23 protein-coding genes, 1 tRNA gene and 4 pseudogenes are annotated in these 26,223 nt (G+C 69.4%); 25 read left to right on the forward strand and 3 right to left on the reverse strand.

Annotated features, from left to right (window positions below; all coding sequences use genetic code 11):
• The 16 genes and pseudogenes from ADBZ5U_RS01505 to ADBZ5U_RS01580 form a co-directional block, all read left to right on the forward strand.
• A pseudogene (locus ADBZ5U_RS01505) lies at positions 1-308 on the forward strand (radical SAM family heme chaperone HemW); the annotation flags it as partial.
• 79 nt (positions 309-387) lie between these two features.
• A complete protein-coding gene (gene hrcA / locus ADBZ5U_RS01510) occupies positions 388-1,431 on the forward strand; it encodes a heat-inducible transcriptional repressor HrcA (protein WP_526261646.1) in 1,044 nt (347 codons plus the stop codon).
• A 35-nt stretch (positions 1,432-1,466) separates the two neighbouring features.
• Complete coding sequence (gene dnaJ, locus ADBZ5U_RS01515; RefSeq protein WP_526261648.1) at positions 1,467-2,609, forward strand: molecular chaperone DnaJ; 1,143 nt, start codon at positions 1,467-1,469, stop codon at positions 2,607-2,609.
• 4 nt (positions 2,610-2,613) lie between these two features.
• Complete coding sequence (locus tag ADBZ5U_RS01520) at positions 2,614-3,363, forward strand: 16S rRNA (uracil(1498)-N(3))-methyltransferase (protein WP_526261650.1); 750 nt, start codon at positions 2,614-2,616, stop codon at positions 3,361-3,363.
• Between the two features lie 92 nt (positions 3,364-3,455).
• Positions 3,456-4,148, forward strand: a pseudogene (locus ADBZ5U_RS01525) (PhoH family protein); the annotation flags it as partial.
• A 261-nt stretch (positions 4,149-4,409) separates the two neighbouring features.
• Positions 4,410-4,751 (forward strand): annotated as a pseudogene (locus ADBZ5U_RS01530) (LAGLIDADG family homing endonuclease); the annotation flags it as partial.
• Positions 4,752-4,985: 234 nt separating this feature from the next.
• Positions 4,986-5,306 (forward strand): annotated as a pseudogene (locus ADBZ5U_RS01535) (PhoH family protein); the annotation flags it as partial.
• A 9-nt stretch (positions 5,307-5,315) separates the two neighbouring features.
• Entirely contained in the window at positions 5,316-5,849 is a 534-nt protein-coding gene (gene ybeY, locus ADBZ5U_RS01540) for an rRNA maturation RNase YbeY (RefSeq protein WP_526261652.1), read from the forward strand.
• Positions 5,850-5,862: 13 nt separating this feature from the next.
• Positions 5,863-7,152, forward strand: a complete 1,290-nt coding sequence (locus ADBZ5U_RS01545) for a CNNM domain-containing protein (protein ID WP_526261654.1) — start codon at positions 5,863-5,865, stop codon at positions 7,150-7,152.
• 64 nt (positions 7,153-7,216) lie between these two features.
• Positions 7,217-8,131, forward strand: coding sequence for a GTPase Era (era, locus tag ADBZ5U_RS01550; protein WP_526261657.1), 915 nt, complete (start codon positions 7,217-7,219; stop codon positions 8,129-8,131).
• A 141-nt stretch (positions 8,132-8,272) separates the two neighbouring features.
• Positions 8,273-8,773, forward strand: coding sequence for a hypothetical protein (locus ADBZ5U_RS01555; RefSeq protein WP_526261713.1), 501 nt, complete (start codon positions 8,273-8,275; stop codon positions 8,771-8,773).
• Positions 8,774-9,937 carry a glutathionylspermidine synthase family protein gene (locus tag ADBZ5U_RS01560; protein ID WP_526261659.1) on the forward strand — a complete coding sequence of 388 codons (1,164 nt, stop codon included), beginning with the start codon at positions 8,774-8,776 and terminating at the stop codon, positions 9,935-9,937.
• A 17-nt stretch (positions 9,938-9,954) separates the two neighbouring features.
• Entirely contained in the window at positions 9,955-10,404 is a 450-nt protein-coding gene (locus tag ADBZ5U_RS01565; RefSeq protein ID WP_526261661.1) for a DUF350 domain-containing protein, read from the forward strand.
• Positions 10,405-10,481: 77 nt separating this feature from the next.
• Positions 10,482-11,291, forward strand: a complete 810-nt coding sequence (gene recO / locus ADBZ5U_RS01570) for a DNA repair protein RecO (protein WP_526261663.1) — start codon at positions 10,482-10,484, stop codon at positions 11,289-11,291.
• Positions 11,257-12,165 carry a decaprenyl diphosphate synthase gene (locus tag ADBZ5U_RS01575; protein WP_526261715.1) on the forward strand — a complete coding sequence of 303 codons (909 nt, stop codon included), beginning with the start codon at positions 11,257-11,259 and terminating at the stop codon, positions 12,163-12,165. Before recO ends, ADBZ5U_RS01575 begins: the two co-directional genes overlap by 35 nt.
• 56 nt (positions 12,166-12,221) lie before the next feature.
• Complete coding sequence (locus ADBZ5U_RS01580) at positions 12,222-12,590, forward strand: hypothetical protein (RefSeq protein ID WP_526261665.1); 369 nt, start codon at positions 12,222-12,224, stop codon at positions 12,588-12,590.
• Here the strand turns inward: ADBZ5U_RS01580 and ADBZ5U_RS01585 are convergent.
• The gene (locus tag ADBZ5U_RS01585; RefSeq protein WP_526261667.1) at positions 12,587-13,000 is read right to left on the reverse strand and encodes a Fur family transcriptional regulator; all 414 of its coding nucleotides are present in this window, start codon (positions 12,998-13,000) and stop codon (positions 12,587-12,589) included. The genes ADBZ5U_RS01580 and ADBZ5U_RS01585 overlap by 4 nt on opposite strands.
• Before the next feature lie 106 nt (positions 13,001-13,106).
• Between ADBZ5U_RS01585 and ADBZ5U_RS01590 the strand changes: the two genes are divergently transcribed.
• Positions 13,107-14,501 (forward strand): glycine--tRNA ligase, encoded by a 1,395-nt coding sequence (locus ADBZ5U_RS01590; protein ID WP_526261669.1) that lies wholly within the window; start codon positions 13,107-13,109, stop codon positions 14,499-14,501.
• Between the two features lie 18 nt (positions 14,502-14,519).
• Here ADBZ5U_RS01590 and ADBZ5U_RS01595 read toward each other — a convergent pair whose 3' ends face one another.
• Entirely contained in the window at positions 14,520-16,550 is a 2,031-nt protein-coding gene (locus tag ADBZ5U_RS01595) for a TPM domain-containing protein (RefSeq protein ID WP_526261671.1), read from the reverse strand.
• Between the two features lie 106 nt (positions 16,551-16,656).
• Between ADBZ5U_RS01595 and ADBZ5U_RS01600 the strand changes: the two genes are divergently transcribed.
• The 3 genes from ADBZ5U_RS01600 to ADBZ5U_RS01610 all read left to right on the forward strand — a co-directional run bounded on the left by ADBZ5U_RS01600 (position 16,657) and on the right by ADBZ5U_RS01610 (position 20,289).
• On the forward strand, positions 16,657-17,919 hold the full coding sequence (locus ADBZ5U_RS01600; RefSeq protein ID WP_526261673.1) for a deoxyguanosinetriphosphate triphosphohydrolase: 1,263 nt from the start codon (positions 16,657-16,659) through the stop codon (positions 17,917-17,919).
• A gap of 24 nt (positions 17,920-17,943) precedes the next feature.
• Entirely contained in the window at positions 17,944-19,890 is a 1,947-nt protein-coding gene (gene dnaG, locus ADBZ5U_RS01605; protein ID WP_526261675.1) for a DNA primase, read from the forward strand.
• 63 nt (positions 19,891-19,953) lie between these two features.
• Positions 19,954-20,289, forward strand: a complete 336-nt coding sequence (locus tag ADBZ5U_RS01610) for a DUF7155 family protein (RefSeq protein WP_526261677.1) — start codon at positions 19,954-19,956, stop codon at positions 20,287-20,289.
• A 9-nt stretch (positions 20,290-20,298) separates the two neighbouring features.
• Here ADBZ5U_RS01610 and ADBZ5U_RS01615 read toward each other — a convergent pair whose 3' ends face one another.
• Entirely contained in the window at positions 20,299-20,535 is a 237-nt protein-coding gene (locus ADBZ5U_RS01615) for a hypothetical protein (protein WP_526261679.1), read from the reverse strand.
• Between the two features lie 125 nt (positions 20,536-20,660).
• Here ADBZ5U_RS01615 and ADBZ5U_RS01620 point away from each other — a divergent pair.
• From ADBZ5U_RS01620 to ADBZ5U_RS01640, 5 genes are all read left to right on the forward strand, one after another.
• Positions 20,661-20,736, forward strand: a tRNA-Asn gene (locus tag ADBZ5U_RS01620).
• An 81-nt stretch (positions 20,737-20,817) separates the two neighbouring features.
• The gene (locus ADBZ5U_RS01625; protein WP_526261681.1) at positions 20,818-21,705 is read left to right on the forward strand and encodes a bestrophin family protein; all 888 of its coding nucleotides are present in this window, start codon (positions 20,818-20,820) and stop codon (positions 21,703-21,705) included.
• 42 nt (positions 21,706-21,747) lie between these two features.
• Positions 21,748-23,814, forward strand: coding sequence for an ATP-binding cassette domain-containing protein (locus ADBZ5U_RS01630; RefSeq protein WP_526261683.1), 2,067 nt, complete (start codon positions 21,748-21,750; stop codon positions 23,812-23,814).
• Positions 23,811-24,629 carry an energy-coupling factor transporter transmembrane component T family protein gene (locus ADBZ5U_RS01635; protein ID WP_526261685.1) on the forward strand — a complete coding sequence of 273 codons (819 nt, stop codon included), beginning with the start codon at positions 23,811-23,813 and terminating at the stop codon, positions 24,627-24,629. The genes ADBZ5U_RS01630 and ADBZ5U_RS01635 overlap by 4 nt, the downstream gene beginning before the upstream one ends.
• Before the next feature lie 53 nt (positions 24,630-24,682).
• A complete protein-coding gene (locus ADBZ5U_RS01640) occupies positions 24,683-26,197 on the forward strand; it encodes a metallopeptidase TldD-related protein (RefSeq protein WP_526261687.1) in 1,515 nt (504 codons plus the stop codon).
• The last annotated feature ends 26 nt before the right edge of the window (positions 26,198-26,223 follow it).

Consider the following 26,223-nt stretch of genomic DNA (forward strand, 5'->3'; position numbering starts at 1 on the left):
TCGTCGGTGGCGTGCGGTGGTGGAATGTCAAGCGCCCCAAGGCATATGCCGAAAAACTTGCGCAGGGTGGGTCGGCGGCGGCCGATTTCGAGCGGGTCGGCGACCGCGAGCGCCATGTCGAGGAGGTCCTGCTCGGGATCAGGCTGCGGCGGGGACTTCCCCTCGCCGTGCTCACCGGAACCGAACGGGAACGGGCCCGCCGGGCGGTCGCCGACGGGCTGCTGCGGGAGGCCGCCGACCGGCTGATCCTCACCGACCGGGGCCGACTGCTGGCCGACGCCGTGGTCCGCGACCTTCTCGACGACTGATGGCACTCGCCGGGTTCTTCTGCTAATCCCGCTGCTGATAACCCGTAAAATGAAGTCCCGACCGCAGGAGGTGAACAGTATGGGAAGTGCCGATGACCGTCGGTTCGAGGTCCTGCGCGCCATCGTCGCCGACTTCGTCGCCACCAAGGAGCCGATCGGCTCCAAGGCTCTGGTGGAACGCCACAACCTCGGCGTCTCCAGCGCCACCGTCCGCAACGACATGGCCGTGCTGGAGGCCGAGGGCTACATCGCCCAGCCGCACACCAGTTCCGGCCGGGTGCCCACCGAGAAGGGCTACCGCGAGTTCGTCAACCGGATCCACGACGTCAAGCCGCTCTCCTCGCCGGAACGCCGCGCGATCCTGTCCTTCCTGGAATCCGGCGTCGACCTCGACGATGTGCTGCGCCGGGCGGTGCGCCTGCTCGCACAGCTGACCCGGCAGGTGGCGGTGGTGCAGTACCCGACCCTGTCGGCCTCGACGGTTCGCCACCTCGAAGTCGTCGCGCTGACCCCGGCCCGGCTGCTGATGGTGGTGATCACCGACTCCGGCCGGGTCGACCAGCGCATCGTCGAACTCGGCGACACCATCGACGAACACCAGGTCGGTCAGCTCCGCGACCTGCTCAGCAAGGCGCTCGAGGGCAAGCGGCTCTCGGCAGCCTCGGTCGCCGTCGCCGAACTGGCCAGCCGGCTGCACGGCGGGGCGGGGACGACGTTCGGCGACGCGGTGGGCCGGTCGGCGACCGTCCTGCTGGAATCGCTGGTCGAGCACGCCGAGGAACGGCTGCTGATGGGCGGCACCGCGAACCTGACCCGCAACACCGCGGACTTCGGCGGGTCGCTGCGATCGGTTCTGGAGGCCCTCGAGGAGCAGGTGGTGGTCCTGCGGCTGATGGCCGCCCAGCAGGACGCCGGTAAGGTGACGGTGCGCATCGGCCACGAGACCGAGGCGGAACAGATGGCCGGCACGTCGGTGGTCACCACCACTTACGGCAGCGCCGGAACGGTCTACGGCGGCATGGGTGTGGTCGGACCCACCCGGATGGACTATCCAGGGACCATGGCCAACGTCGCCGCGGTTGCGATGTACATCGGCGAGGTCCTGGGCAACCGCGCCGGCTGATCAGGCAGCGGCAACTTCTGACGGAGAGGCTCGACGTGGCACGCGACTATTACGGACTGCTCGGAGTGAGCAGGAATGCCAGCGACGCCGAACTCAAGCGCGCCTACCGCAAGCTCGCCCGCGAGCTGCACCCCGACATCAACCCGGACGAGGGCGAACGGTTCAAGGAGATCAGCGCCGCCTACGAGGTCCTCTCGGATCCGGAGAAGCGGCGCATCGTCGACCTCGGCGGGGACCCGCTGTCCTCCGGGCCGGGCGGCGGGGGCGGATTCGCCGGGTTCGGCGGTCTGGGCGACGTGTTCGAGGCGTTCTTCGGCGGCGGCGGCTCCCGCGGGCCGATCGGCCGGGTCCGGCCGGGATCGGATTCCCTGCTGCGGATGCGGATGACCCTCGGGGAGTGCGCCACCGGCGTCACCAAGCAGGTCACCGTCGACACCGCCGTGCTGTGCGACCGGTGCCAGGGCAAGGGCACCCACGGCAACTCCATGCCGGCCGCCTGCGACACCTGCGCCGGCCGCGGCGAGGTCCAGAGCGTGCAGCGGTCCCTGCTGGGCCAGATGATGACGTCCCGGGTCTGTCCGACCTGCGGTGGCGTCGGCGAGGTGATCCCCGACCCGTGCCACCGCTGCGGCGGCGACGGTCGGGTGCGCTCGCGCCGGGAGATCAGCGTCAAGATCCCGGCCGGGCTGGCCGACGGGATGCGGGTGCGACTGGCCGGCCAGGGCGAGGTCGGCCCCGGCGGCGGTCCGGCCGGCGACCTCTACGTCGAGGTCCACGAACAGCCGCACGAGATCTTCGTCCGCGACGGCGAGGATCTGCACTGCACCGTCGCCGTCCCGATGGTCGACGCGGCGCTGGGCGGCACCGTCACGGTGGAGGGAATCCTGGACGGCCCGACCGAGATCACCATCGCCCCGGGGACCCAGCCCGGCGCGGTGACGACGCTGCGCGGACACGGCATGCCGCGGCTGCGTTCCGAGGCGCGCGGGGACCTGCACGCCCACTTCGAGGTGGTGGTGCCCACCAAGCTCGACGCCCGGACCCGGGAACTGCTCACCGAGGTCAAGAGCCGCGGCAACGACCAGGCCGCCGTCAGGACCACCCGCGCGGCGGCGGGCCAGGCCGGCGCCGCCGGCGGTCTGTTCAGCCGGCTGCGGGAAACCTTCACCGGCCGCTGAACCCGTGGCGGCGACCCTCTTCTACGCGCAGGACATTCCGGCCGTCGGCGGCACCGCGACCGTCGAGGGCGACGAGGGATTCCACGCCGCCACCGTCCGCCGGATCCGGCCCGGCGAGACGCTGACCCTCTCCGACGGGGCCGGGACCCTGGCCGACTGCGTGGTGCAGGAAGCCGGGAAACGCAGCCTGACCGCCCGGGTCACCGCCCGCCGGACCGCGCCGCGGCCCCGGCCCGCGGTGACGGTCGTGCAGGCCATCCCGAAGGCCGAGCGCTCCGAACTGGCCGTGGAACTGGCCACCGAAGCCGGGGCCGACGACTTCGTGGCCTGGCAGGCCGAACGCTGCGTGGCCCGCTGGGCCGGCGAGCGCGCCGAGAAGGGCCTGCGGCGCTGGCGCGCGGTGGCCCGGTCGGCGGCCCGGCAGTCCCGCCGGCCCTGGATTCCGGAGGTCACCGGCCCACTGTCGACCACGGAGTTGTGCGGATACCTCGCCGGCCGTCCGGACGCCGTGGCACTGGTGCTGCACGAGTCCGCCGACCGCCCGATCGCCGACCTGCCGGTTTCCGGGGCCGAGGCCGTCATCGTGGTGGTCGGACCGGAGGGCGGCATCACCGACGCCGAACTGGGGGCGTTGACCGCGGCGGGCGCGGTTTCCACCGTCCTCGGGCCCACCGTGCTGCGCACCTCGACCGCGGCGGCGGTCGCCCTGGGGGCACTGGGTGTTCTGACCCCCAGGTGGGGGAGTGTGTTCTGACCCCCAGGTGGGGGAGTGTGTTCTGACCCCCAGGTGGGGGAGTGTGTTCTGACCCCCAGGTGGGGGAGTCGATCGGTAGACTCACGGACAACATGACGCCCCGCGAGACGAGTACTGCCGCGCAGGTACGCAGCAGCATGACTGTTCCGCCCGACCTCGTCATGGGTCTGCTGGGGTCCTCCGACGAGAATTTGCGGGCACTGGAGGATGCGCTGTCGGCCGAGGTGCATGTCCGGGGTAACACCGTCAACCTGTCCGGATCCTCCGCCGACGTGGCACTGGCCGAACGGGTCATCTCGGAGTTGATCGCCATCGTGGCCGGCGGTCAGGCGCTCTCCGCCGACGCCGTCCGCCGCAGCGTCGCTATGGTGGCCGGCGAGGAGAACACCTCGCCGGCCGAAGTGCTGACGCTGGACATCCTGTCGCGGCGCGGAAAGACCATCCGGCCCAAGACGCTGAACCAGAAACGCTACGTCGACGCCATCGACGCCCACACCGTCGTGTTCGGCATCGGGCCGGCCGGCACCGGCAAGACCTACCTGGCGATGGCGAAAGCCGTCAAGGCGCTGCAGACCAAACAGGTCACCCGGATCATCCTGACCCGGCCCGCCGTGGAAGCCGGTGAGCGCCTTGGCTTTCTGCCCGGCACGCTCAGCGAGAAGATCGACCCGTATCTGCGGCCGCTGTACGACGCGTTGCACGACATGATGGACGCCGAGGCCATTCCGAAGCTGATGAGCGCGGGTGTGATCGAGGTGGCGCCGCTGGCATACATGCGGGGTAGGGCGCAACCTGTCTCCACCGATGTCCTCACCCCTGAGGGTTTCACACCGATTGGCGAGTTGTCGGTCGGCGACGCTGTTATCGGCTCGGACGGCAAGCCGACCGAGGTCCTCGGCGTCTACCCGCAGGGGTTCAAGGAGATCTATCGCGTCTTCACTCAGGATGGTTCGTCGACCCTCGCGTCAGGGGATCATCTGTGGGCGGTCCATACCCGCAGCGATCGACGTCGCGGCAAGCCGGCGCGGGTGCTGCAGACAAAGGAGATGATCGGAAATCTCCGGGCTGCGCACCACCACCGGTACGAGCTTCCGTTGCTCTCCGCCCCGGTCGATTTCGCCGCACGCCCGGTCCCGCTGGATCCCTACGCCCTGGGTCTGTCGTCGGGGGATGGCTGCTTCCAAGACCGAGGGTCGAACGCCAAATTCATTCCCGAGGACTACCTGCTCAACTCGCCGGATGTCCGCCTGGGTGTGTTGCAGGGTTTACTCGATTCCGACGGTGGACCCGTCACTCAACCCGGCCGCACCTGCCGAATCCAGTTCACGACGGTGTCGGACCAGTTGCGTGATGACGTCCTGTTCCTCGTCCAGTCCCTGGGCGGCATTGCCTACTCGCGCACACCGAAGGCCGAGGCACATGTCATCGACATCCGACTCCCCGAGAGCGTGACGCCCTTCAGGCTGTCGCGCAAAGCGCGAGAGTACGCCGAGTCTGGCGGTGGCGGAGCCCCCAGACGCTACATCGAACGCATCGAACCGGCCGGTACCGAGGAAGCGGTCTGCATTTCCGTGGCCGCGGCCGATTCCCTCTACGTGACCGAGGAATTCCTGCTCACCCACAACACCCTGAATGACTCCTTCATCATCCTCGACGAGGCGCAGAACACCACCGCCGAGCAGATGAAGATGTTCCTGACCCGACTGGGGTTCGGCTCGAAAATCGTTGTGACGGGGGATATCACGCAAGTCGACCTGCCCGGTGGTTCGCGTTCGGGTCTGCGCGCGGCGATGGACATCCTCGAAGGGATCGACGACATCCACTTCTCCGAACTCACCAGCGCCGACGTCGTGCGCCACCGGCTGGTGTCCGACATCGTCGACGCCTACGCCAGAGCCGCCGAGCAACCCGGGCTCAACCAGGCCCGGCGCCGGCGTCAGTAGGGATCGCGCATGACCATCGAGGTGTCCAACGAGTCCGGCATCGACGTTTCCGAAGAGGAACTGATCAGCGTCGCGCGCTTCGTCATCCGCCGAATGGACGTCAACCCCGCCGCCGAGTTGTCCATGGTGCTGCTGGACCTGCCCGCGATGGCCGACCTGCACATGCGGTGGATGGATCTGCCCGGCCCCACCGACGTGATGAGCTTCCCGATGGACGAGTTGGAGCCCGGCGGCCGCCCGGACGCTCCCGAACCGGGACCCTCGATGCTGGGCGATATCGTGCTGTGCCCGCAGTTCGCCGCCGAACAGGCCAGCGCGGCCGGCCACAGCCTCGGGCAGGAACTGGCGTTGCTCACCGTCCACGGTGTGCTGCATCTGCTGGGGTACGACCACGCCGAGCCGGACGAGGAGAAAGAGATGTTCGCCCTGCAGCGCAGGCTCCTCGAGGAGTGGGTGGCCGATCAGGTCGAGTCCTACCACGCGCAGCGCCAGGCCGAGAAGGACCAGCGGCTGCTGGACAAGTCCCGGAACTTCGACGACTGACCGGCTGGGACACTTGACCGGACTCGCACCCCTCACCGGCGCGATCGCCCTGATCCTGCTGGGTGGACTGTTCTCCGCTATCGACGCCGCCGTCAGCACGGTGTCGGTGGCCCGCGTCTCCGAACTCATCCGCGACGAACGCCCGGGCGCGGTCCGGCTGGGCCGGGTGGTCCGCGAGAAGCCCCGCTACATCAATCTCGTCGTGCTGCTTCGGATCGCCTGCGAAGCGACCGCCTGCGTCCTGCTGGTGGCCTATCTGAACGACCGGTTCGGGCTGCGGCCGGCGCTGGTGTCGGCCGCTGTGATCATGACCGTCACGAGCTTCGTCGTCGTCGGCGTCGGGCCCCGCACCCTGGGGCGGCAGCACGCCTACCCGATCGCATTGGCCTCGGCCCTGCCGCTGCAGGCCATTTCGGTGCTGCTCGCCCCGATCAGCCGGCTGCTCATCCTGCTCGGCAACGCGCTGACGCCGGGTCGGGGCCTGCGCAACGGTCCGTTCGCCTCCGAGATCGAACTGCGCGAGGTGGTCGACCTGGCCCAGCAGCGCGGCGTGGTGGCCGACGAGGAACGCAAGATGATCCAGTCGGTCTTCGAACTGGGCGACACCCCGGCCCGGGAGGTGATGGTTCCGCGCACCGAGATGGTGTGGATCGAAAGCGACAAGAGCGCGGCCCAGGCGACCTCGCTGGCGATCCGCAGCGGGCACTCCCGGATGCCGGTCATCGGTGACGACGTCGACGACGTCGTCGGGGTGATCTATCTCAAAGACCTCGTCCGGCGGACCTACTACTCGGCGGCCGCCGCCCGGGACATCACCGTCGCGGAGGTGATGCGGCCCGCCGTGTTCATTCCGGACTCCAAGCCGCTCGACGAACTGCTCAAGGAGATGCAGCGCGACCGCATCCACATCGCGCTGCTGGTCGACGAGTACGGTGCCACCGCCGGCCTGGTGACCATCGAGGACGTGCTGGAGGAGATCGTCGGCGAGATCGCCGACGAGTACGACACCAACGAGGTCGCCCCGGTGGAAGAACTGGGGGACAAGGTGTTCCGGGTCTCCGCCCGGCTGCCGATCGAGGACGTCGGCGAACTGTACGGGATCGAATTCGCGGAGGGTCTCGACGTCGACACCATCGGCGGACTGGTCGCGCTCGAACTGGGCCGCGTCCCGCTACCGGGAGCCGAGGTGGTGTCGCACGGGCTGCGACTGCGGGCCGAGGGCGGCGCCGATCAACGCGGCCGGGTGCGGGTCGGCACCGTGCTGGTGAAACCGTTAGAGACCGACGGCGATCACCGAACGTGAACACACTGCGAGAAACCGCCCGGAAATTCGCAGTGCGTACACACTCGGCGACGGCGGCGGGCGCGTGAGCGGGTTCCGGTCCGGGTTCGTCTGCCTGGTGGGCCGGCCCAACACCGGCAAATCGACGCTGACCAACGCCCTGGTGGGCAGCAAGGTGGCGATCACCTCCAGCCGGCCGCAGACGACCCGGCACACCATCCGCGGCATCGTGCACCGGCCGGAATTCCAGATCGTCCTGGTCGACACCCCCGGGCTGCACCGGCCGCGCACCCTGCTGGGCAAGCGGCTCAACGACCTGGTCCGCGACACCTACTCGGAGGTCGACGTCATCGGCTGGTGCGTGCCGGCCGACGAGCAGATCGGGCCCGGCGACCGGTGGATCTTCGAGCAGATCCGCGCGGTCGCCCCCAGGACCACCCTGGTGGTCATCGTCACCAAGATCGACAAGGTCGACAGGGACCGCGTCGCCGCGCAGTTGATGGCGGTCAGCGAACTGGCCGGCGAGCACGCCGCCGCCATCGTCCCGGTCTCGGCCACCAAGGGCGAGCAGATCGACGTCCTCATCGGCGTGCTGGCCGACCAGTTGGAAGAGGGCCCGGCGTTCTACCCCGACGGGGAGCTCACCGACGAACCCGAAGAGGTCCTGATGGCCGAGCTCATCCGGGAGGCCGCCCTGGAGGGGGTGCGCGACGAACTGCCGCACTCCCTGGCGGTGGTCATCGACGAGGTCACCCCGCGGGAGGGCCGGACCGAGGAGCAGGGTGAGCTGATCGACGTGCACGCCTACATCTACGTCGAGCGCGACAGCCAGAAGGGCATCGTCATCGGACGCGGCGGGGCCCGGCTCAAACAGGTCGGCACCACCGCGCGGCGGCAGATCGAGAAGCTGCTCGGCACCAAGGTCTACCTGGATCTGCGGGTGAAGGTGGCCAAGAACTGGCAGCAGGACCCCAAACTGCTGGGTCGGCTGGGTTTCTAGCAGGGTATCTTCGAGCGAATCCGATCTAGGTCCGGGGTGGAAGACGTGGAGAACGAGCCAGGCAACGACGCGGTGTCTCCACCGCATCCGGACACTGCCGATCGCGCAACCGGTGCTGCCTTGCCCCCGAGACGCGGGAACATCCGCGTCCAGGAGCCGGGAGTCACCCGGCCCCGCCCTGCCACCGTCGCCGAGGCGCGGGCGCGGGACAAGGCGCGTAAGGCGCGTGAAGAAGCTGATCGGTTCGCGGCGGAACAGGCTGCTGCCGCAGATCACCGACGGCGCCAGAACAGGAGGACCCTCATGGGTGCTGTGGCCGTGGTCGGTGTCGTGGGGGCGGTCGCGATGGGCTATCAGATGTCCAAGCGCGACCCGGACGTCACCGCAAGCTGTGTGGACGAGAACAACGTTGTGGTGCCCGACGACTATTGCGGGAGAGGGACACCGGGGGTGGGCGGCATCTTCATCTTCGCGGGTTCGCCGTACCGCTATTACTACGGCGGTTCGAGCGGCGGTATGGGCACCCGCGCCACCGGGGGGACGCTGACACAGCCGAAGGGCACCATCGCCAAGACGAAGTCCGGCTCGTCGATCACCCGCGGCGGCTTCGGGTCATCGAACGCCGGCAGTCTGGGCGGCTGAATGCACCGTGAACACCGGGCTCCCCGCCCGGACTGGGAGCGCATCGTCGCCGCCCAGGGCATGTGCTTCGACGAGCCCGCCCGCTACGGCGACGGCTCGGTCCGGCCCTACTGGGACGAGTCGGTGCATTACGTGTTCGACATGGACGAGGTGCTGTCCATGGAGGCCAGCGTCGAGGTCCTGCACTCGATGTGCCTGGAGGCGGTCGAGCAGGTGGTGCTCACGGAACGGTTCGTCGACTTCGGGCTGCCCGAGTGGAGCTGGGAACCCATCGCGAAGTCCTGGCGGCGCAGCGACCCGCATGTGTTCGGCAGGTTCGACGTGCGCTACGACGGAACACGCCCTCCGGTCCTGCTGGAATACAACGCCGACACCCCGACGACGCTGCTCGAGGCTGCGATCCTGCAGTGGCACTGGAAGACCGACGTCTTCCCTCACGACGACCAGTGGAACTCCCTGCACGAGCGCCTCGTCGAGCGCTGGCAGGAGATCCGGCCGCGGCTGGCCGGCGAGGAGACGCACTTCACCTGGTCGGGGGCCGACATGACAGGGGAGGACAACGTCACCCTCGCCTACATGCAGGAGTGCGCGGCCGAAGCCGGCCTGCACACGGTCGCCCTGGCAATCGAGCAGATCGGGTACGACAGCGACCTCGATCGCTTCGTTGATCTGGAGGAAGCTCCGATCTCGTCGGTCTTCAAGCTCTACCCGTGGGAGTTTGTGCTCGACGACGAATTCGGCCGCCGCGCAACGGAACTCCTGCCCGAAACGATGTGGGTGGAGCCGCTGTGGAAGACGCTGCTGAGCAACAAGGCGATCCTGGCGGTCCTGTGGGAGATGTATCCCGGGCACCCGAACCTGCTACCAACCTACCTCGACGATCCGCACGAGCTCACCGATTATCTGCGCAAACCCAAACTCGGTCGCGAAGGCGGCAACATCACCGTCGCGGCCCCCGGCTACCAGTTGGAGACCGGTGGCGTCTACGGGGCGGAAGGCTATGTGTATCAGTTGTTCGACCCCCTGCCGCGCTTCGACGACATGCATCCGTGCCTGGGCGCGTGGATCGTCGGGAATGAGTCTGCCGGCCTCGGCATCCGCGAGAGTCCCGGCTTGATAACCGACAACATCTCGGCCTTTGTGCCACACCGGATTAAGTTGTGACCCCCGAAGGAGTCTCGATGCTAGCTGCCAGTCTGGATGCCGATTACTGGTCGAGTGTCGGCCACGGCGTCTCAGCGATCGCGCTGTACACGATCCTCGGGGTGGTCCTGGTGGTGCTGGGCTTCTTCATCATCGACTGGACCACGCCGGGGCCGCTGCGGACGCTGGTGATGGCCGGCCGGCCGAACGCGGCGGCGATTGCCGCCGCCGGGGTGTTTTCCATCGGGCTGATCGTGGTGCTGACCATCTACTCCTCGGCCGGTGAAATCGTGCAGGGTCTGGTCGGAACGCTGATCTTCGGCGTCCTCGGGCTGGTCGGTCAGGCGTTGAGTGTGCGGCTGATCGGACTGGTCACCGGGATCGACATCGGCCGGGTGCTGGCGGCGGAGCGCTTCGTCCCCGAAGTGTTGGTCGTCGTCGCCGCGTACGTCGCGTTCGCCCTGATTATCGCAATCGCCATTCTGTAGTTCCCGCCGGCGGGCGGTGGCCGATCACCCCGGCGCGCGTCCGCGCCGATGTCGCAATGCGGTGACAGACTGGTTCAATGCGACTGTATCGGGACCGGGCGGTCGTGCTGCGCCAGCACAAGCTCGGCGAGGCCGACCGCATCGTCACCCTGCTCACCCGCGACCACGGACTGGTCCGCGCGGTCGCCAAGGGGGTTCGTCGCACCCGCAGCAAGTTCGGCTCCCGGCTGGAGCCGTTCGCCCACATCGACGTCCAACTGCACCCGGGGCGCAACCTCGACATCGTCACCCAGGTGGTGTCGATCGACGCCTTCGCCACCGACATCGTCTGCGACTACGGCCGCTACACCAGCGCCTGCGCGGTCCTGGAGACCGCCGAGCGGCTGGCCGGGGAGGAGCGTGCCCCGGCGCCGGCGCTGCACCGGCTGACCGTCGGGGCGCTGCGGGCGGTCGCCGACGGCACCCGCTCCCGCGAACTGTTGCTCGACGCCTATCTGCTGCGCGCCATGGGCATCGCCGGCTGGGCGCCCGCGCTGACCGAATGCGCGCGCTGCGCCGCGCCCGGCCCGCACCGCGCCTTCCACATCGCCGCCGGGGGCAGCGTGTGCATGCACTGCCGCCCGTCCGGGTCGGTCACCCCGCCGCAAGCGGTCCTGGACCTGATGGCCGCGCTCTACGAGGGGGACTGGGACGCCGCGGAGTCCTCCTCGGCGTCCCACCGCGGGCAGGCCAGCGGACTGGTGGCCGCGCATCTGCAATGGCACCTGGAACGCCAGTTACGGACTTTGGCGCTTGTCGAGCGGGTCCACTCCCAACCAGCCGAACTCTTCAGGCAGGATGTCCCCCATGGCGATGGACCGGGTGGCCGGCTCCTGGCGGGGGGCTAAGCGCAGGCGCGGGGCGGCATTTCCACAGCTTCCCCCGCCGCCTGACGACTACCCGGTTTTCCCCGACACCTCGGCCTGGCCCGTGATGTTCCCCGAATTGCCGGCCGCACCGGACGGCGGTCCGTGCCGGCCGCCGCAGCATCCCTCCAAGGCCTCACCCCCGGCCATCCCGGCCGGCCAGGTCCCCCGGCACGTCGCCATCGTCATGGACGGCAACGGCCGGTGGGCCACCCAGCGGGGGCTGAGCCGCACCGAGGGGCACAAGATGGGCGAGGCGGTGCTGATCGACGTCACCTGCGGCGCGATCGAACTCGGCATCAAGCACCTGAGCGTCTACGCCTTCTCCACCGAGAACTGGCGGCGCAGCGCCGAGGAGGTCCGCTTCCTGATGGACTTCAACCGCGAGGTGGTGCGCCGGCGACGGGAGAACCTCGCCGTCATGGGGGTGCGGATGCGCTGGGTCGGTTCCCGGGCGCGGATGTGGCGAAGCGTGATCAGGGAGTTCGACATCGCCGAGGAGATGACGATCGGCAACGACGTCATCACGGTCAACTACTGCGTCAACTACGGCGGTCGCGCCGAGATCGCCGAGGCGGCAAGGCAAATCGCCCGCGACGCCGCGGCAGGCCGGATCGACCCGGAGCGGGTCGGCGAACGCACCATCGCCGAGCACCTGCACCGCCCCGACGTCCCCGACGTCGACCTGTTCATCCGCACCTCGGGCGAGCAGCGCGCCAGCAACTTCATGCTGTGGCAGGCCGCCTACGCCGAGTACGTGTTCCAGGACAAACTCTGGCCCGACTACGACCGCCGCGACCTGTGGGCGGCCTGCGAGGAGTTCGTGAACCGCAATCGCCGATTCGGCAGCGCGTAGTCCGGTGACGATGCGGGCCCCGGCCCGAGAGGAGGCGGACGATCAGACCCGGACCGGTGGACCTCGCCGAGACCCTCGGGCAGGTTCTGCGCGTCGAGGTCGAGGAGGACGGCGCCCTGACACTGCGCCATGAGGGCACCTTCGCGTCGCTGCGCAGGGTGGCTCTGGTCGAGGGACTGGACGTCCTCTCGCTGACCCAGGTGTTGCTGTGGGACGTGCCCTGCACCGACGAACTTCGCCGGCGGGTGGCCGTCGAGGCAAACCGTGCGATGTTCGGCACTCTCACCACGACCGAGCATCCCGGCGGCGACTGCACGGTGATGCTCCGCTACAACTTCCCGGCCGGGGTGGACGCGCGTGCCCTTAAGATCCTGGTGCGCATGGTCCTGGATGCCGGGGTGGAGATGGGCCGCGCCCTTGCCTAACCCCGGCAGTCCGCGCAGGTGCCGAACAACTCGATGGTGTGGCTGACGTCGGAAAAGCCTTGTGTGGCAGCAACTTCGGCCGCCCAGGCCTCCACCTCCCGGCCGCTCACCTCCACCGCCGACCCGCATCCGCGGCACACCAGGTGGTGGTGATGGTGGGGACCGGCGCATCGCCGGTAGACCGATTCGCCGGTGTCGGTGCGGACCATGTCGATGAGATCGGCGGACGCCAGGGACTGCAGGGTGCGGTACACCGTCGTCAAACCGATGTTCTCGCCGCGCCGGCGCAGTTCGTCGTGCAGTTCCTGCGCCGACCTGAACTCCTCGACGTCGTCCAGCAGAGCCACGATCGCACTGCGCTGCCGCGTCGCGCGCACGCCGGCCGGGCGGGCATCGCTGGTGGAAACCATTTCCAGCCACGATTCCACGGGGGCGCCAGTCGTGTCAAAGCCCTGAGTCCGCGGTCGCCTAGGCTGAAGCGGTTCTTCCTCGGCTAAGACAGGAGCGCAAGCCGCCGTGGCGTCAGTCATCGATTCCATCGTCAACCTGGCCAAGCGCCGTGGACTGGTGTACCAGTCCGGGGAGATCTACGGCGGCACCAAGTCGGCCTGGGACTACGGGCCGCTGGGCGTGGAACTCAAGGAGAACATCAAGCGGCAGTGGTGGCGGTCGATGGTCACCGGCCGAGACGATGTCGTCGGCCTGGACTCCTCGATCATCCTGCCCCGCGAGGTCTGGGTGGCCTCCGGACACGTCGAGGTGTTCAACGACCCGCTGGTGGAATGCCTGCAGTGCCACAAGCGCCACCGCCAGGACCACATGCAGGAAGCCCACTTCGAAAAAAAGGGGGCGAAAGAAGGCATCGCCTCTCCCGAGTCGGTGGCGATGACCGAGGTCGTCTGCCCGGACTGCGGCGCACGCGGCCAGTGGACCGAACCGCGCGACTTCAACATGATGCTCAAGACCTATCTGGGGCCGATCGAGAGCGAAGAGGGCCTGCACTACCTGCGGCCCGAGACCGCGCAGGGCATCTTCGTCAACTTCGCCAACGTGGTGACCACCTCGCGCAAGAAGCCGCCGTTCGGCATCGGGCAGATCGGCAAGAGCTTCCGCAACGAGATCACCCCGGGCAACTTCATCTTCCGGACACGGGAGTTCGAGCAGATGGAGATGGAGTTCTTCGTCGAGCCCGACACCGCCCGGCAGTGGCACCAGTACTGGATCGACACCCGGCTGCAGTGGTACGTCGACCTCGGCATCAAGCGCGACAATCTGCGCCTCTTCGAGCATCCCAGGGAGAAGCTGTCGCACTACAGCGACGGCACCACCGACATCGAGTACCGGTTCGGCTTCGCCGGCAACCCCTGGGGCGAACTCGAGGGCATCGCCAACCGCACCGACTTCGACCTCTCGACGCACTCCAGGCATTCCGGGGTGGACCTGTCCTACTACGACCAGGCCGCCGACACCCGCTACGTCCCCTACGTCATCGAACCGGCGGCGGGACTCACCCGTTCGTTCATGGCCTTCCTGGTGGACGCCTACGCCGAGGACGAGGCGCCGAACGCCAAGGGCGGTGTCGACAAGCGCACCGTGCTGCGACTGGACCCGCGGCTGGCCCCGGTGAAGGCCGCGGTGCTGCCGTTGTCGCGCAACGAGGATCTCAGCCCCAAGGCGCGCGACCTCGCCGCCGAGTTGCGGAAGAACTTCAACATCGAGTTCGACGACGCCGGCGCGATCGGCCGCCGGTACCGCCGCCAGGACGAGATCGGCACGCCGTTCTGCGTGACCGTCGACTTCGGCACCCTCACCGATCAGGCGGTCACCATCCGCGAGCGCGACAGCATGACCCAGGAGCGGGTCGGCCTGGACGCGGTGCCGGGCTACCTGGCGGCGCGACTGCTGGGCTGACGTCCCGGGCCGGGGTCCTCAGAACCGACCGCCGCCGCCGAGCCAGTCGCCGCCCGAACCGCCGTAGGACGTCGTCGACACCCCGCCGCCGCCACCGCTGTACCCGCCGCCGCCGTAGTAGCCGCCGCCGCCCATGCCGCCGGTGAGGATGTTGCCCAGGATGATGCCGCCGACCATGGCGCCCATGTCGGACTGCCGGCCGCCGTAGCGGGTCTGGTACTGCCGCTGACCGGCCTGCACGTCGTCGTTGGCCAGTTGCTGGGCCTGGGCGGCCAGCATGGAGGCCCCGTTGGCGTGCTTGATCGCCTCGTCGATGGCGGTGCTCTTCTTCGCCTCGGCCGCCTCGAGCTGGCGGACCGCCTCGTTCAGCCGGGTCCTCGCCTCGGGGCCGATGCTGCCGCGGCGGGTGTCGACGTAATCCGACACCGAACGCACCCGGGACTGCGCCGTCGCCATCGCCTGCTCGTAGGAGCGCATCAACCGGTCGGAGGCGTCGCGCTCCTCGGCGGCGCCCGCCAGCAGCCGATCCAGGTCGGCGTCGGCCTGGGTCAACTGGGTGAAGGCGCCCAGCGGGTCGGCCGCGCCGCCGGCCTGCGCGGCGGCGACCGCCTTGGCCGCCGCGTCGCGGGCGGCGGACAACTCCGCGCCCTTGGCCAGCCCGCCCTTGGCGAGTTGTTCGCCGGCCTGGCCGATACCGCGCTGAATGTCCTCGATCGCCGCGGGCAGCGCCGAGACTGCCCGGCGGATGTCACTGGCCGCGCTGTCCACCGCGTTCAGCATCGTATTGGCTTGCTGCAGAGCCGATTCCCCGCCGCGGACGCAGTCCACCAGGGCACCCACCTCGCCGGCCACCGGCCTGGCCGACAGCTCCCGGCCGCGGGTGATGGCCTGGTCGGCGAACTCGACCCGCTCCCGGGCCGCGTTGACGTTGCGTGCCACCGACGCCAGCGCCGACTCGTCGAACTCGGTGCGCAGCTGCGCCAGCTTCTGGTCGGAGGGATCCAGCCGCGCGGTCACGGTGACCAACTGCTGAGTCAGCGCATCGAGACGCTCCGGGGCGTTGAACACCAGGTCGCGCATCTGGTGGAACGACGACGTCTGGGTCTCCAGCTCCTTGTTGGCCCGGGCTGCGGAGACCACCACCTTGGTCAGCAGATCGCGGCGCTCCGGAAGCGGGTCGGGCACCTGGTCGTCGAGCCGCTGGCGCACGGCGAACGCCTGCTTGAGGGTCTGCCGGGCATTGTCGACCGCGGCGGCGAACGGCGCGGCCTGGGCCTCGCCGAACTCCTCGGTGGCCAGCGCCACCTCGTTGGCGCTGGTGCGCACCGCGTTGTCGACCTGGACGACGATCGACTTCGACAGTTCGTCGAGGGCGTCGATCGGCACATCGGCCAGCGCCGCCGGATCGGTGGGGTCGATGCTCTTGGCGGCGGAGACCGCGGCCTCGTGCTGCTTGCGCCGCCGCTTGCGGCTCACCAGCGTCATCCCGCCGAACCCGAGTAGGCCCACCCCGGCCAGGGCGGCGATGGGAACCAGCATCGAGCCGCCGCCGCCTGACCCGTTCTTGGCGGCGCCGGCGCCCTTGAGCGTCGCCAGCCCGTTGGCCGCGGCGACCGCCGCCCCGGACCAGTCCCCGCTGCGCAGTGCCGGCTCGACGCGATCGCGCCGAATGTCGTCGACCTTGGTGGAGCTGCCGCCGGCGGCGGCGGGGGATACCAGGAGCGCATACGAGCGGTCCTTGGTGGCCACCGCCAGAATGGCGTCCTGGTCGCTCAGATCGCTGGTCTTGCGGGTCTGCTGGGCCCATTCGAAGGCGCCCTTGGGGGCGAAGGACTCGACGTAGACCACCCACAGCCGGACGCGCCGTTCGCTGTAGAGCTGATCGACGGCCTTCTGCACGTCGGCCCGCTGCCGGTCGTTGAGCGCCCCGGCGTTGTCGGTGACGTAGTCCGGCAGCCGGAACGGCGGCTCGGCCACCGCCGACGGGGCCAGCAGGGTGAGAGCCGCGAAGATCGCGGCCAGCAGACTGAACAGACGGGCGGGGCGCATGACCGCCAATGTAGTAGCCGCCGATGACTCCAGCGCCGGATGCCAGCAAAAACCCGTCGCCGTCGGCCGTGGGCGTGGGTGGGCGTACTGGCAGACTGCTGTGACGATGACGACCAACCGCGGCTGCTACGGCGAGCAGGATCGGGAACGGGTGGTGCCCGAACCCGGTAAGTCGGCGACCCTGCCGGGGACCGGCGCCGAACACCGGACCGACTTCGCCCGCGACCGGGCCCGGGTCCTGCACAGCGTCGCGCTGCGCCGGCTGGCGGACAAGACGCAGGTGGTCGGCCCGCGCGAGAGCGACACCCCGCGCACCCGGCTGACCCACTCCCTGGAGGTCGCCCAGATCGGGCGCGGGATGGCCGTCGCCCTGGGCTGCGACCCCGATCTGGTGGACATGGCGGGTCTCGCCCACGACATCGGCCATCCACCGTACGGGCACAACGGCGAGCGCGCGCTGGACGAATTCGCCACCGGCTGTGGCGGTTTCGAGGGAAACGCCCAGAACTTCCGGATCCTCACGCGGCTGGAACCGAAGGTTCTCGACGCTGCCGGCGCCAGCGTCGGGCTCAACCTGACCCGCGCCGCCCTCGACGCGGTCACCAAGTACCCCTGGCAGCGGCCGGCCGGCGGCGGCAAGTTCGGCTTCTACGCCGACGACGCCACGATCGCCGACTGGATGCGGGCCGGCGCCCCGGCCGGGCGGGCGTGCCTGGAGGCGCAGGTGATGGACTGGGCCGACGACGTGGCCTACTCGGTCCACGACGTCGAGGACGGCGTGGTGTCCGGTCGCATCGACCTGAGGGTGCTGGCCGACGACGACGCAGCCGCCACGCTGGCCGGGCTCGGCACGTCGGTGTACGGCTCCGGTGCCCACCCCGACGACCTGGAGGCCGCCGCCCGGCGCCTCTCCGAGCTTCCGGTGGTGACCGCGGTCGGAAAATACGATGCGACGCTGGCTGCCTCAGTCGCTCTCAAGCGGCTCACCAGCGAATTCGTCGGCCGGTTCGCCTCGGCGGCCATCGCCGAAACCCGCCGGCGGGCAGGCCCCGGGCCGCTGGGGCGCTACCAGGCCGATCTGCACGTCCCGGCCGCGGTGCGGGCCGAGGTCGCCGTGCTAAAGACGCTGGCATTGCAGTTCATCATGTCCGATCCCCGGCACCTGGCGGTGCAGGCCGGCCAACGGGAACGGGTGCACCGGGTGGCGCACCGGCTGCTGGCGGGGGCGCCGGCCACCCTGGACCCGGTGCTCGTCCCGGCCTTCAACGACGCCGGCGACGACGCCGGGCGGATGCGGGTCGTCGTCGACCAGATCGCCTCGTACACCGAGGGCCGGCTGGAACGCATCCACGCCGACATCCCGACTTGATGACCGGCCCCTAGACTCAATCCCGTGACGGCTGCGGCGGGTGGCGGGGGCGCCCGCAAGGGACGCATCCCCGACCGCGACATCACCGCGATACGGGACAAGATCCGCATCGAGGAGCTGGTCGGCGACTACGTCCAGTTGCGCCGCGCGGGCGGGGACTCGATGAAGGGCCTGTGCCCGTTCCACGACGAGAAGTCGCCGTCCTTCCACGTCCGGCCCAATCACGGCCACTTCCACTGCTTCGGCTGCGGCGAGGGCGGCGACGTGTACGCCTTCGTCCAGAAGATCGAACACGTCAGCTTCGTGGAAGCCGTCGAGATGCTGGCCGACCGGATCGGTTACGCGGTCACCTACACCGGCGGCGGCGCGGGTGTGCAACGCGACCGCGGCAGTCGCAGCCGGCTGATCGCCGCCAACGCCGCTGCGCAGGAATTCTATTGCGCGGCTTTGGAATCCGATGAGGCTGCAGCCGCGCGCCAGTACCTGACCGACCGAAACTTCGACGCCGCCGCCGCTCGCCGGTTCGGCTGCGGCTTCGCCCCGTCCGGCTGGGATTCGCTGACCAGGCATCTGATCCGCAAGGGCTTCGAGTTCAAGGAGCTGGAGGCCGCCGGATTGTCCCGGGAGGGCCGTCGCGGCCCGATGGACCGCTTCCACCGGAGGCTGCTCTGGCCGATCCGCAGCGCCGGCGGAGAGACCGTGGGCTTCGGCGCGCGGCGGATCTTCGACGACGACGTGATCGAGGCCAAGTACGTCAACACCCCCGAGACCGTGCTCTACAAGAAGTCGTCGGTGCTGTTCGGCATCGACCTGGCCAAGCGCGACATCGCCAAGGGCCATCAAGCCGTGGTGGTCGAGGGCTACACCGACGTGATGGCCATGCACCTGGCCGGGGTCACCACCGCGGTTGCCTCCTGCGGCACCGCCTTCGGCGACGAGCACCTTTCGATGCTGCGCCGGCTGATGATGGACGACAAGTTCTTCAAGGGTGAGCTGATCTACGTCTTCGACGGTGACGCCGCCGGGAAGGCCGCCGCCATCAAAGCCTTCGCCGGGGAGCAGAACCTGGCCGGGCAGAGCTTCGTGGCGGTGGCCATGGACGGCAAAGACGAGAAATTGGCCGGGATGGACCCGTGCGACGTCAGGCTTCACTTCGGTGACGGCGCGCTGCGCGACCTGGTGGCGCGGCGCACCCCGCTGTTCGAGTTCGCCATCCGCACCTCCCTGGCCGAACACGACCTGGACAACGCCGAGGGCCGGGTGTCCGCACTGCGGCACTGCGTGCCGATGGTCGCCAAGATCAAGGACTCCAGCCTGCGCGACGAGTACGCCCGCCAGTTGGCCGGCTGGGTCGGCTGGGACGACGTCGCCCAGGTCATCGCGCGGGTGCGGGAGGAGGCCGGCCGCAAGCCCGGCGCCGGCCGCGGCGCCGGGCGGCAGGCCGCCCCGCCGCCGCGGGAGACCGGCGTGGCACGCCCCGATCCCCGTGATCCCACGCTGTGGCCGCAGCGCGAGGCCCTCAAGGCGGCGCTGCAGTACCCGGCGCTGGCCGGCCCGGTGTTCGATTCGCTGACCCCCGAGAGCTTCACCCATCCCGGCTACGGCGCCGTGCGGGCCGCGATCGAGGCGGCCGGCGGCACGTCCTCGGGCCTGACCGGGGCGCATTGGATGGAAACCGTGCGCGAGCAGGCCCCCGACCCGGCGACCGCGGGAATGGTCAGCGAACTCGGCGTGGAGACCATCAAGGTCGATGACGAGGAGAAACTGCCGCGCTACATCGGCGGGGTGCTGGCCCGCATCCAGGAGGTCTGGGTGGGCCGGCAGATCGCCGAGGTCAAGTCGAAGTTGCAGCGGATGTCCCCGGTGGACCAGGGGGATGACTACCACGCCCTGTTCGGTGACCTGGTGGCGCTGGAGGCTTACCGGCGCAGCCTGCTCGAGCAGGCCAGCGGCGACGATCTCACCGGCTAGCAAATCGCGCTATGGTGGTCCGGTCGGGCTAACGAACCAGCCTGCGTCGACGAAAGGTCAGGTATGGCGACCGCGAACAACCCCATCAGGCGGATCGCCGCCGCGGGTGCGCTGGCCGTGGCCGCGATGACCGGACCCGCACTGGCCGTCCTGGGGGACCCGGGCACCGGCTCGACCACCGACTCGGCCACGGGCAAGTGCCTGGCCTGGTACGGCTCCCGGGGCGACGGCATCTGCCTGGGCTACTCGAACGGAACCCCCACCTACATCGGCACTCCGCAGGGCGGTTATCTCGGCCCGGGCTACGGCGTGGGACTGCCCGGCCCCGGCGGCATCGGCGTCACCACGGGCCCGCTTCTGCCCGGCCAGACCATCAACACCCCGATCGGCGGCCAGTAACCGGCCGGTTCAGTCCCGCTGCGGCTGGACGACCGTCGTCTGGCTGTCGATCTCGGTCAGCATCACCATCGGCTGGTCCGGCGAGACCTTGTCGGCGATCCTCCGCCGGCCGGCGTCGATCATCGACTTGGTGGCCGGATGCCCGGCTACGGCGCGCGCCGTCCCGACGATCTGCTCGTAGCGTTCACGTCCTGCTTTGGTGCCCAACACGTAGCCCGTCGCCAGTACGGCCACAAACCCGATCACGGCGCTCCCTCCGAGGACCCCACTGCTGCTGGCCCTCCATCCTGCCTTAGCGGCCGCTTTGGCGCCGCCCGACCCCGGTAGGCTAAAGTCCTAACCCGTCCTGCCGCGAGAATGGGCGGGCGCGGTCCCCTGTAGCTCAATTGGCAGAGCTCCCGACTGTTAATCGGGCGGTTGATGGTTCGAGTCCATCCGGGGGAGCCAGGTTCCCAGTGCGACAATGCCATCCGTGCTGCCATCCGTGCTGCCATCCGTGATCCCATCCGCGATCAGAGGCACCCACCCGTGATCAGAACCGTCGGCCGCCTGGGTGCCCTGCGGGTGATCGGGCTGGTGTTCTGGCAACTGCGCTACACCTTCCTGGCGATCGCGGTGATGATCTGCGTTCTGTTGCCGGTTCCCGACGCGGCCCAGGGCGAGTACGCCGCGGCGGTGCTGTCGGTGCTCGGCATCGGCGCCTCGGTGTTCATCGGATTCCGCAACACCACCGCCTACAACCGGTGGTGGGAGGCCCGCACGCTGTGGGGCGGCATCATCATCAACTCCCGCACCACGCACAACGGCCTGACGTCGGTCGACTCCGGCTCACCGGTGGTGGCCGAGACCATCGACCGGATGCTGCGCCGCCAGGTCCGCTACTGCTGGCAACTGGCCGCCGACCTGCGCCGGATCCCGCCGGTGGACGGTGTGCGGGAGCTGACCCCCGAGGACCCGGGTGACCTCGGCGCGGTGGAACTTCTCAACCGGCAGGCCGCCGACATCCAGCGCCTCGCCGCCGGCGGCCACATCGACGCTCAGGCCCGGGTGCTGCTGATGACCGCCAACACCGGCGCGGCGACGGCGCAGAGCGGTCTGGAGCGGATCCGAAACGAGCCGGTGCCGATCCACTACGACCTGTTCATCCGAGCCCTCGCCTGGTTCTTCGGCATCATGGCGTTCAGCCGGCTCGACGGCACCACCCACGAGGTCGGCAGCGTCATCACCGGCGCGTTGCTGATGACCACCTTCATCGTCGCCGAACGGATCGGGTACCTCATCGAGGAGCCGATGAACAACAGCGTCTTCGACATCTCGATGTACCGCATCTGCGGGGTCGTCACCGCCAACCTGCTCGGCGCCCGCCATCCGCTGGCCCTGCCGCGGGAGAACGACAAGGCATTGGTCTGGATGTGACGGTCTGGATGTGACGGTCTGCCCTGCTGGCAGAATCGAGCAATGACGTCGACCCGGCCCGAGGCGCCGGCGCACCAACCCGCGAGTCCGACGTCACCGCATCCATCCAAATCGCTTTCCCCGGTAGAGATGGCCCAGGCCGCGGTGATGGCCGCCCTGAGCGCGGCGCTGGCCATCGTCTCTGTGGTGGTGCCGTTCGCCGGCGGGGTATCACTGCTGGTCGCGGTGCCGATGGGACTGCTCGGCTATCGCTACCGACTGCGGGTGCTGCTCGCCGCGGCCTTCGCCGCGGCCACCGTCACCTTCCTGATCGCCGGCATCAGCGGTTTCATGGTGGTCCTCAACTGCGCCTACGTCGGTGGCATGGCCGGCATCATCAAACGCCGCGGCCGCGGCACGCCGACGGTGATCGCGGTGTCCATCGTCGCCGGCATCCTCAACGGGATCTGGATCATCGGGGCGCTGCTGGTCCTGGTCCGGCTGCGGACCCTGGTGCTCGATTCACTGTCGGCCAACGTCAACGGCATCTTGAACTTCATGTCCGGTCTGCCTGTGTCCGGGGAGGTTTTCCGGCAGTCCGCCGAGCAGACCCGCGCGATGTTCAACACGGCGATCCACTACTGGCCGGTGCTGATCATGGCCTACTCGATCTTCACCATCGTGCTGGTGTCGCTGGTGGGCTGGTGGGCACTGGGCCGGGTGCTGGAACGACTACGCGGCATCCCCGACGTCCACAAACTCGAGCCATGGGTGGAGAGCGGCCCGGTGGCACCCGTCCCGGTCCGGCTCACCGATGCGCGGTTCCGCTATCCCGGCGCCACCCACGACGCGCTGCGTCCGCTGAGCCTGGCCGTCGACGCAGGCGAGCACATCGCGGTGACCGGAGCCAACGGGTCGGGCAAGACCACGCTGATGCTGCTGCTGTGCGGTCGCGCCCCCACCTCGGGCAGCATCCAACGGCCAGGCGCCGTCGGGCTGGGGCAGTTGGGCGGCACCGCGGTGGTGATGCAGCACCCGGAGAGCCAGGTGCTGGGCAGCCGGGTCGCCGACGACGTGGTGTGGGGGCTGCCGCCGGGGACCACCACCGACATCGGCCGGGTGCTCGACGAAGTCGGACTGACGGGCATGGCGGAACGCGACACCGGCGGGCTCTCCGGCGGCGAGTTGCAGCGTCTCGCGGTGGCGGCCGCCCTGGCCCGGCAACCCGCCATGCTGATCGCCGACGAGGTCACCAGCATGGTCGACCAACGCGGCCGCGACGGACTGCTCAGCGTGCTTTCCGGACTGACCCAGCGCCACCGGATGGCACTGGTTCAGATCACCCATTACAACAGCGAAGCCGAAATCGCCGACCGCACGGTCAATCTCAGCGACTCGCAGGACAACATGGTGATGGTCGAGCACTCCGCCGCGCCCGCCGGCACGATCACCCCCGTCGGACGGAGCGGCAAGCCGGTGTTGGAGTGCAGCGGCGTCGGCCACGTCTACGGAGGGGGGACCCCGTGGGCCAAGACCGCGCTGCGGGACATCAGCTTCACCGTCAACGAGGGCGAGGGCGTGCTGATCCACGGCGGCAACGGATCGGGCAAGTCGACGCTGGCGTGGATCATGGCCGGCCTGATCGAGCCCAGCACCGGTTCGTGTCTGGTCGGTGGCCGGCCGGCGCAGGAGTGCGTCGGTGATGTCGCCGTCGCCTTCCAGGCCGCCCGGCTTCAGTTGCTGCGCAGCCGGGTGGACCTGGAGGTGGCTTCGGCGGCGGGCTTTTCGCCGTACGACACTCCCCGGGTGATGTCGGCGCTGGCCACCGTCGGGCTCGACGGGTCGCTGGCCGGGCGACGCGTCGATCAACTCAGCGGCGGGCAGATGCGCCGGGTGGTGATCGCCGGACTGCTGGCCCGCTGGCCGCGGGCGCTGATCCTCGACGAGCCGCTGGCCGGACTGGACGCCGGCAGTCAGCGCGGCCTGCTCCGGCTGCTCACCGACCTGCGGCTCAACGCAGGTCTGACCGTCATCGTCATCTCGCACGACTTCTCCGGCCTGGAGGAGCTGTGCCCCCGCACCCTGCACCTGGATCGGGGTTCGCTGACCCCGGTGGGAGGCGTGCGGTGAGCCGCCGGCGTCGCGCCGTGGTGCTGCTGCGCCCGGTCCCCGGGACCTCCTTCATCCACGAGTTGTGGGCCGGGACCAAACTCCTTGTGGTCTTCGCGGTTTCGTTGCTGCTGTCGTTCTACCCGGGCTGGATCGCCATCGGGCTGATGGCGCTGTTGGTGGTGGTGGCGTTGCGGCTGGCCCGCATCCCGCGCGGCGCGATGCCGTCGCTGCCGCGGTGGCTGTGGCTGCTTCTGCTGTTCGGCGCGGTCACCGCGGCGATGGGCGGCGGGGATCCGGTGGTGCAGTTGCTCTCGCATGACTTCGAGGTCGGCGGCCTGCTGAAGTTCCTGCGTTTCACCGCGCTGTCGGTCGTGCTGCTGGCACTGGGGGCGATGATCTCCTGGACCACCAACGTCGCCGACGTGGCGCCGGCCGTCGCCGCGCTGGGCCGCCCGCTTAAACGCCTGAAGGTTCCGGTCGACGACTGGGCGGTGGCGTTGGCGTTGGCGTTGCGGTCCTTTCCGATGCTGCTCGACGAGTTCCGGTTGCTCTACGCCGCGCGGCGGTTGCGGCCCAAGCAGGTCATGCCCGACGGCCGGGCGCGCCGGCGCGGCCGGTTGACCGACCTGGTTGACCTGCTGGCCGCCGGGGTGACCGTGGCCCTGCGGCGGGCCGACGAGATGGGCGATGCGATCACCGCCCGCGGCGGTACCGGCCAGATCTCCGCGGCCCCGTCGAGGCCGCGGCGCAACGACTGGGGGGTGCTGGGCATCGTCGCGGCGGTCTCGGTGCTGGCGATCGTCCTGGAGGTCAAGGGCCTGGGCGGCAGTTAGCGCAGCCCTCGGCGGCATCGAGATGAGGGTACCGTCCCCGCTACGGTGGAACGGTGAATTCACGTCCAGTCGACGAGGACTTCCTGGCCCTGCCGCTGAGCCGGTTGGCCGAGGCCGCCCTGTCGGCGGCCACCGCCGGCGGTGCCGCCTACGCCGACCTGCGGGTGCACGCCGTCACCACCGAGTTCATCCAGGTGCGCGACGGCGAACTGGAGTCGGCGGTGCTCGACCGCGACATCGGTCTGGCGGTGCGGGTGCTCGTCGACGGAACCTGGGGGTTCGCCTCGCACGCCGGGCTGACGCCGGACATCGCGGCCGAGGCCGCCCGGCATGCGGTCGGTGTGGCGGTGACGCTGTCCGCCCTCAACGCCGACCGCGTCGAACTGGCCGACGAACCTGTTCACCGCGACGCGGTATGGGTGTCGGACTACCGGATCGATCCGTTCGCCATCCCGACCGCCGACAAGATCGCGGTCCTCGAGGACTATTCCGGACGACTACTGGCCTCCGACGGTGTGGACCACGTCTCGGCCATGGTGAACACCGTCAAGGAGCAGATCTTCTACACCGACACCTTCGGGTCGTCGATCACCCAGCAACGGGTGCGCACCATGCCCGCACTCGAGGCGGTCAGCGTCGACGCCGCCGCGGGCGGCTTCGAGTCGATGCGCACCCTGGCCCCTCCCACCGGCCGGGGCTGGGAGGCCGTCGCCGGGGACGACGTCTGGAACTGGACCGCTGAGTTGGCCGAGTTGCCCTCGCTGCTCGCCGAGAAGACCACGGCGCCAACGGTGGTCGCCGGACCCACCGATCTGGTGATCGACCCGACCAACCTCTGGCTGACCATCCACGAGTCCATCGGGCACGCCACCGAATACGACCGCGCGATCGGATACGAAGCCGCCTACGCCGGTACCTCGTTCGCCACGCCGGACAAGCTCAACCGGATGCGTTACGGCTCATCGGTGATGAACGTGACCGCCGACCGCACCATCGAAAATGGTTTGGCCACAATCGGTTACGACACCGAGGGAGTCGCGGCACAGAAGTGGGACCTGGTGCGCGACGGGATCTTCGTCGGCTACCAACTCGACCGGGTGTTCGCCCGCAAGCTGGGAATGGAGCGCTCCAACGGCTGTTCCTACGCCGACTCCGCCCATCACGTGCCGATCCAGCGGATGCCCAACGTGTCGTTGCAGCCCGGGCCGGTGGACCTGCGCACCGAGGACCTGATCAGCCGGGTCGAGAACGGCCTGTACGTCGTAGGGGACAAGAGTTGGTCGATCGACATGCAGCGCTACAACTTTCAGTTCACCGGGCAGCGTTTCTTCCGGATCCGGAACGGCCGCCTGGAGGGTCAGGTGCGTGACGTCGCCTACCAGGCCACCACCACGGACTTCTGGAACTCCATGGAGGCGGTGGGCGGGCCGTCGACCTGGCGGCTGGGCGGAGCGTTCAACTGCGGCAAGGCCCAACCCGGTCAGGTCGCCGCGGTCAGCCACGGCTGCCCGTCGGCGTTGTTCCGCGGGGTGAATGTGCTCAACACCCTGGAAGAGTCCGGCCGATGAGCGCCGGCGAAGAGGCCGAATCGGGG

The sequence above is a fragment of the Mycobacterium sp. genome (genome assembly GCF_040398885.1).
Classification (GTDB): domain Bacteria; phylum Actinomycetota; class Actinomycetes; order Mycobacteriales; family Mycobacteriaceae; genus Mycobacterium.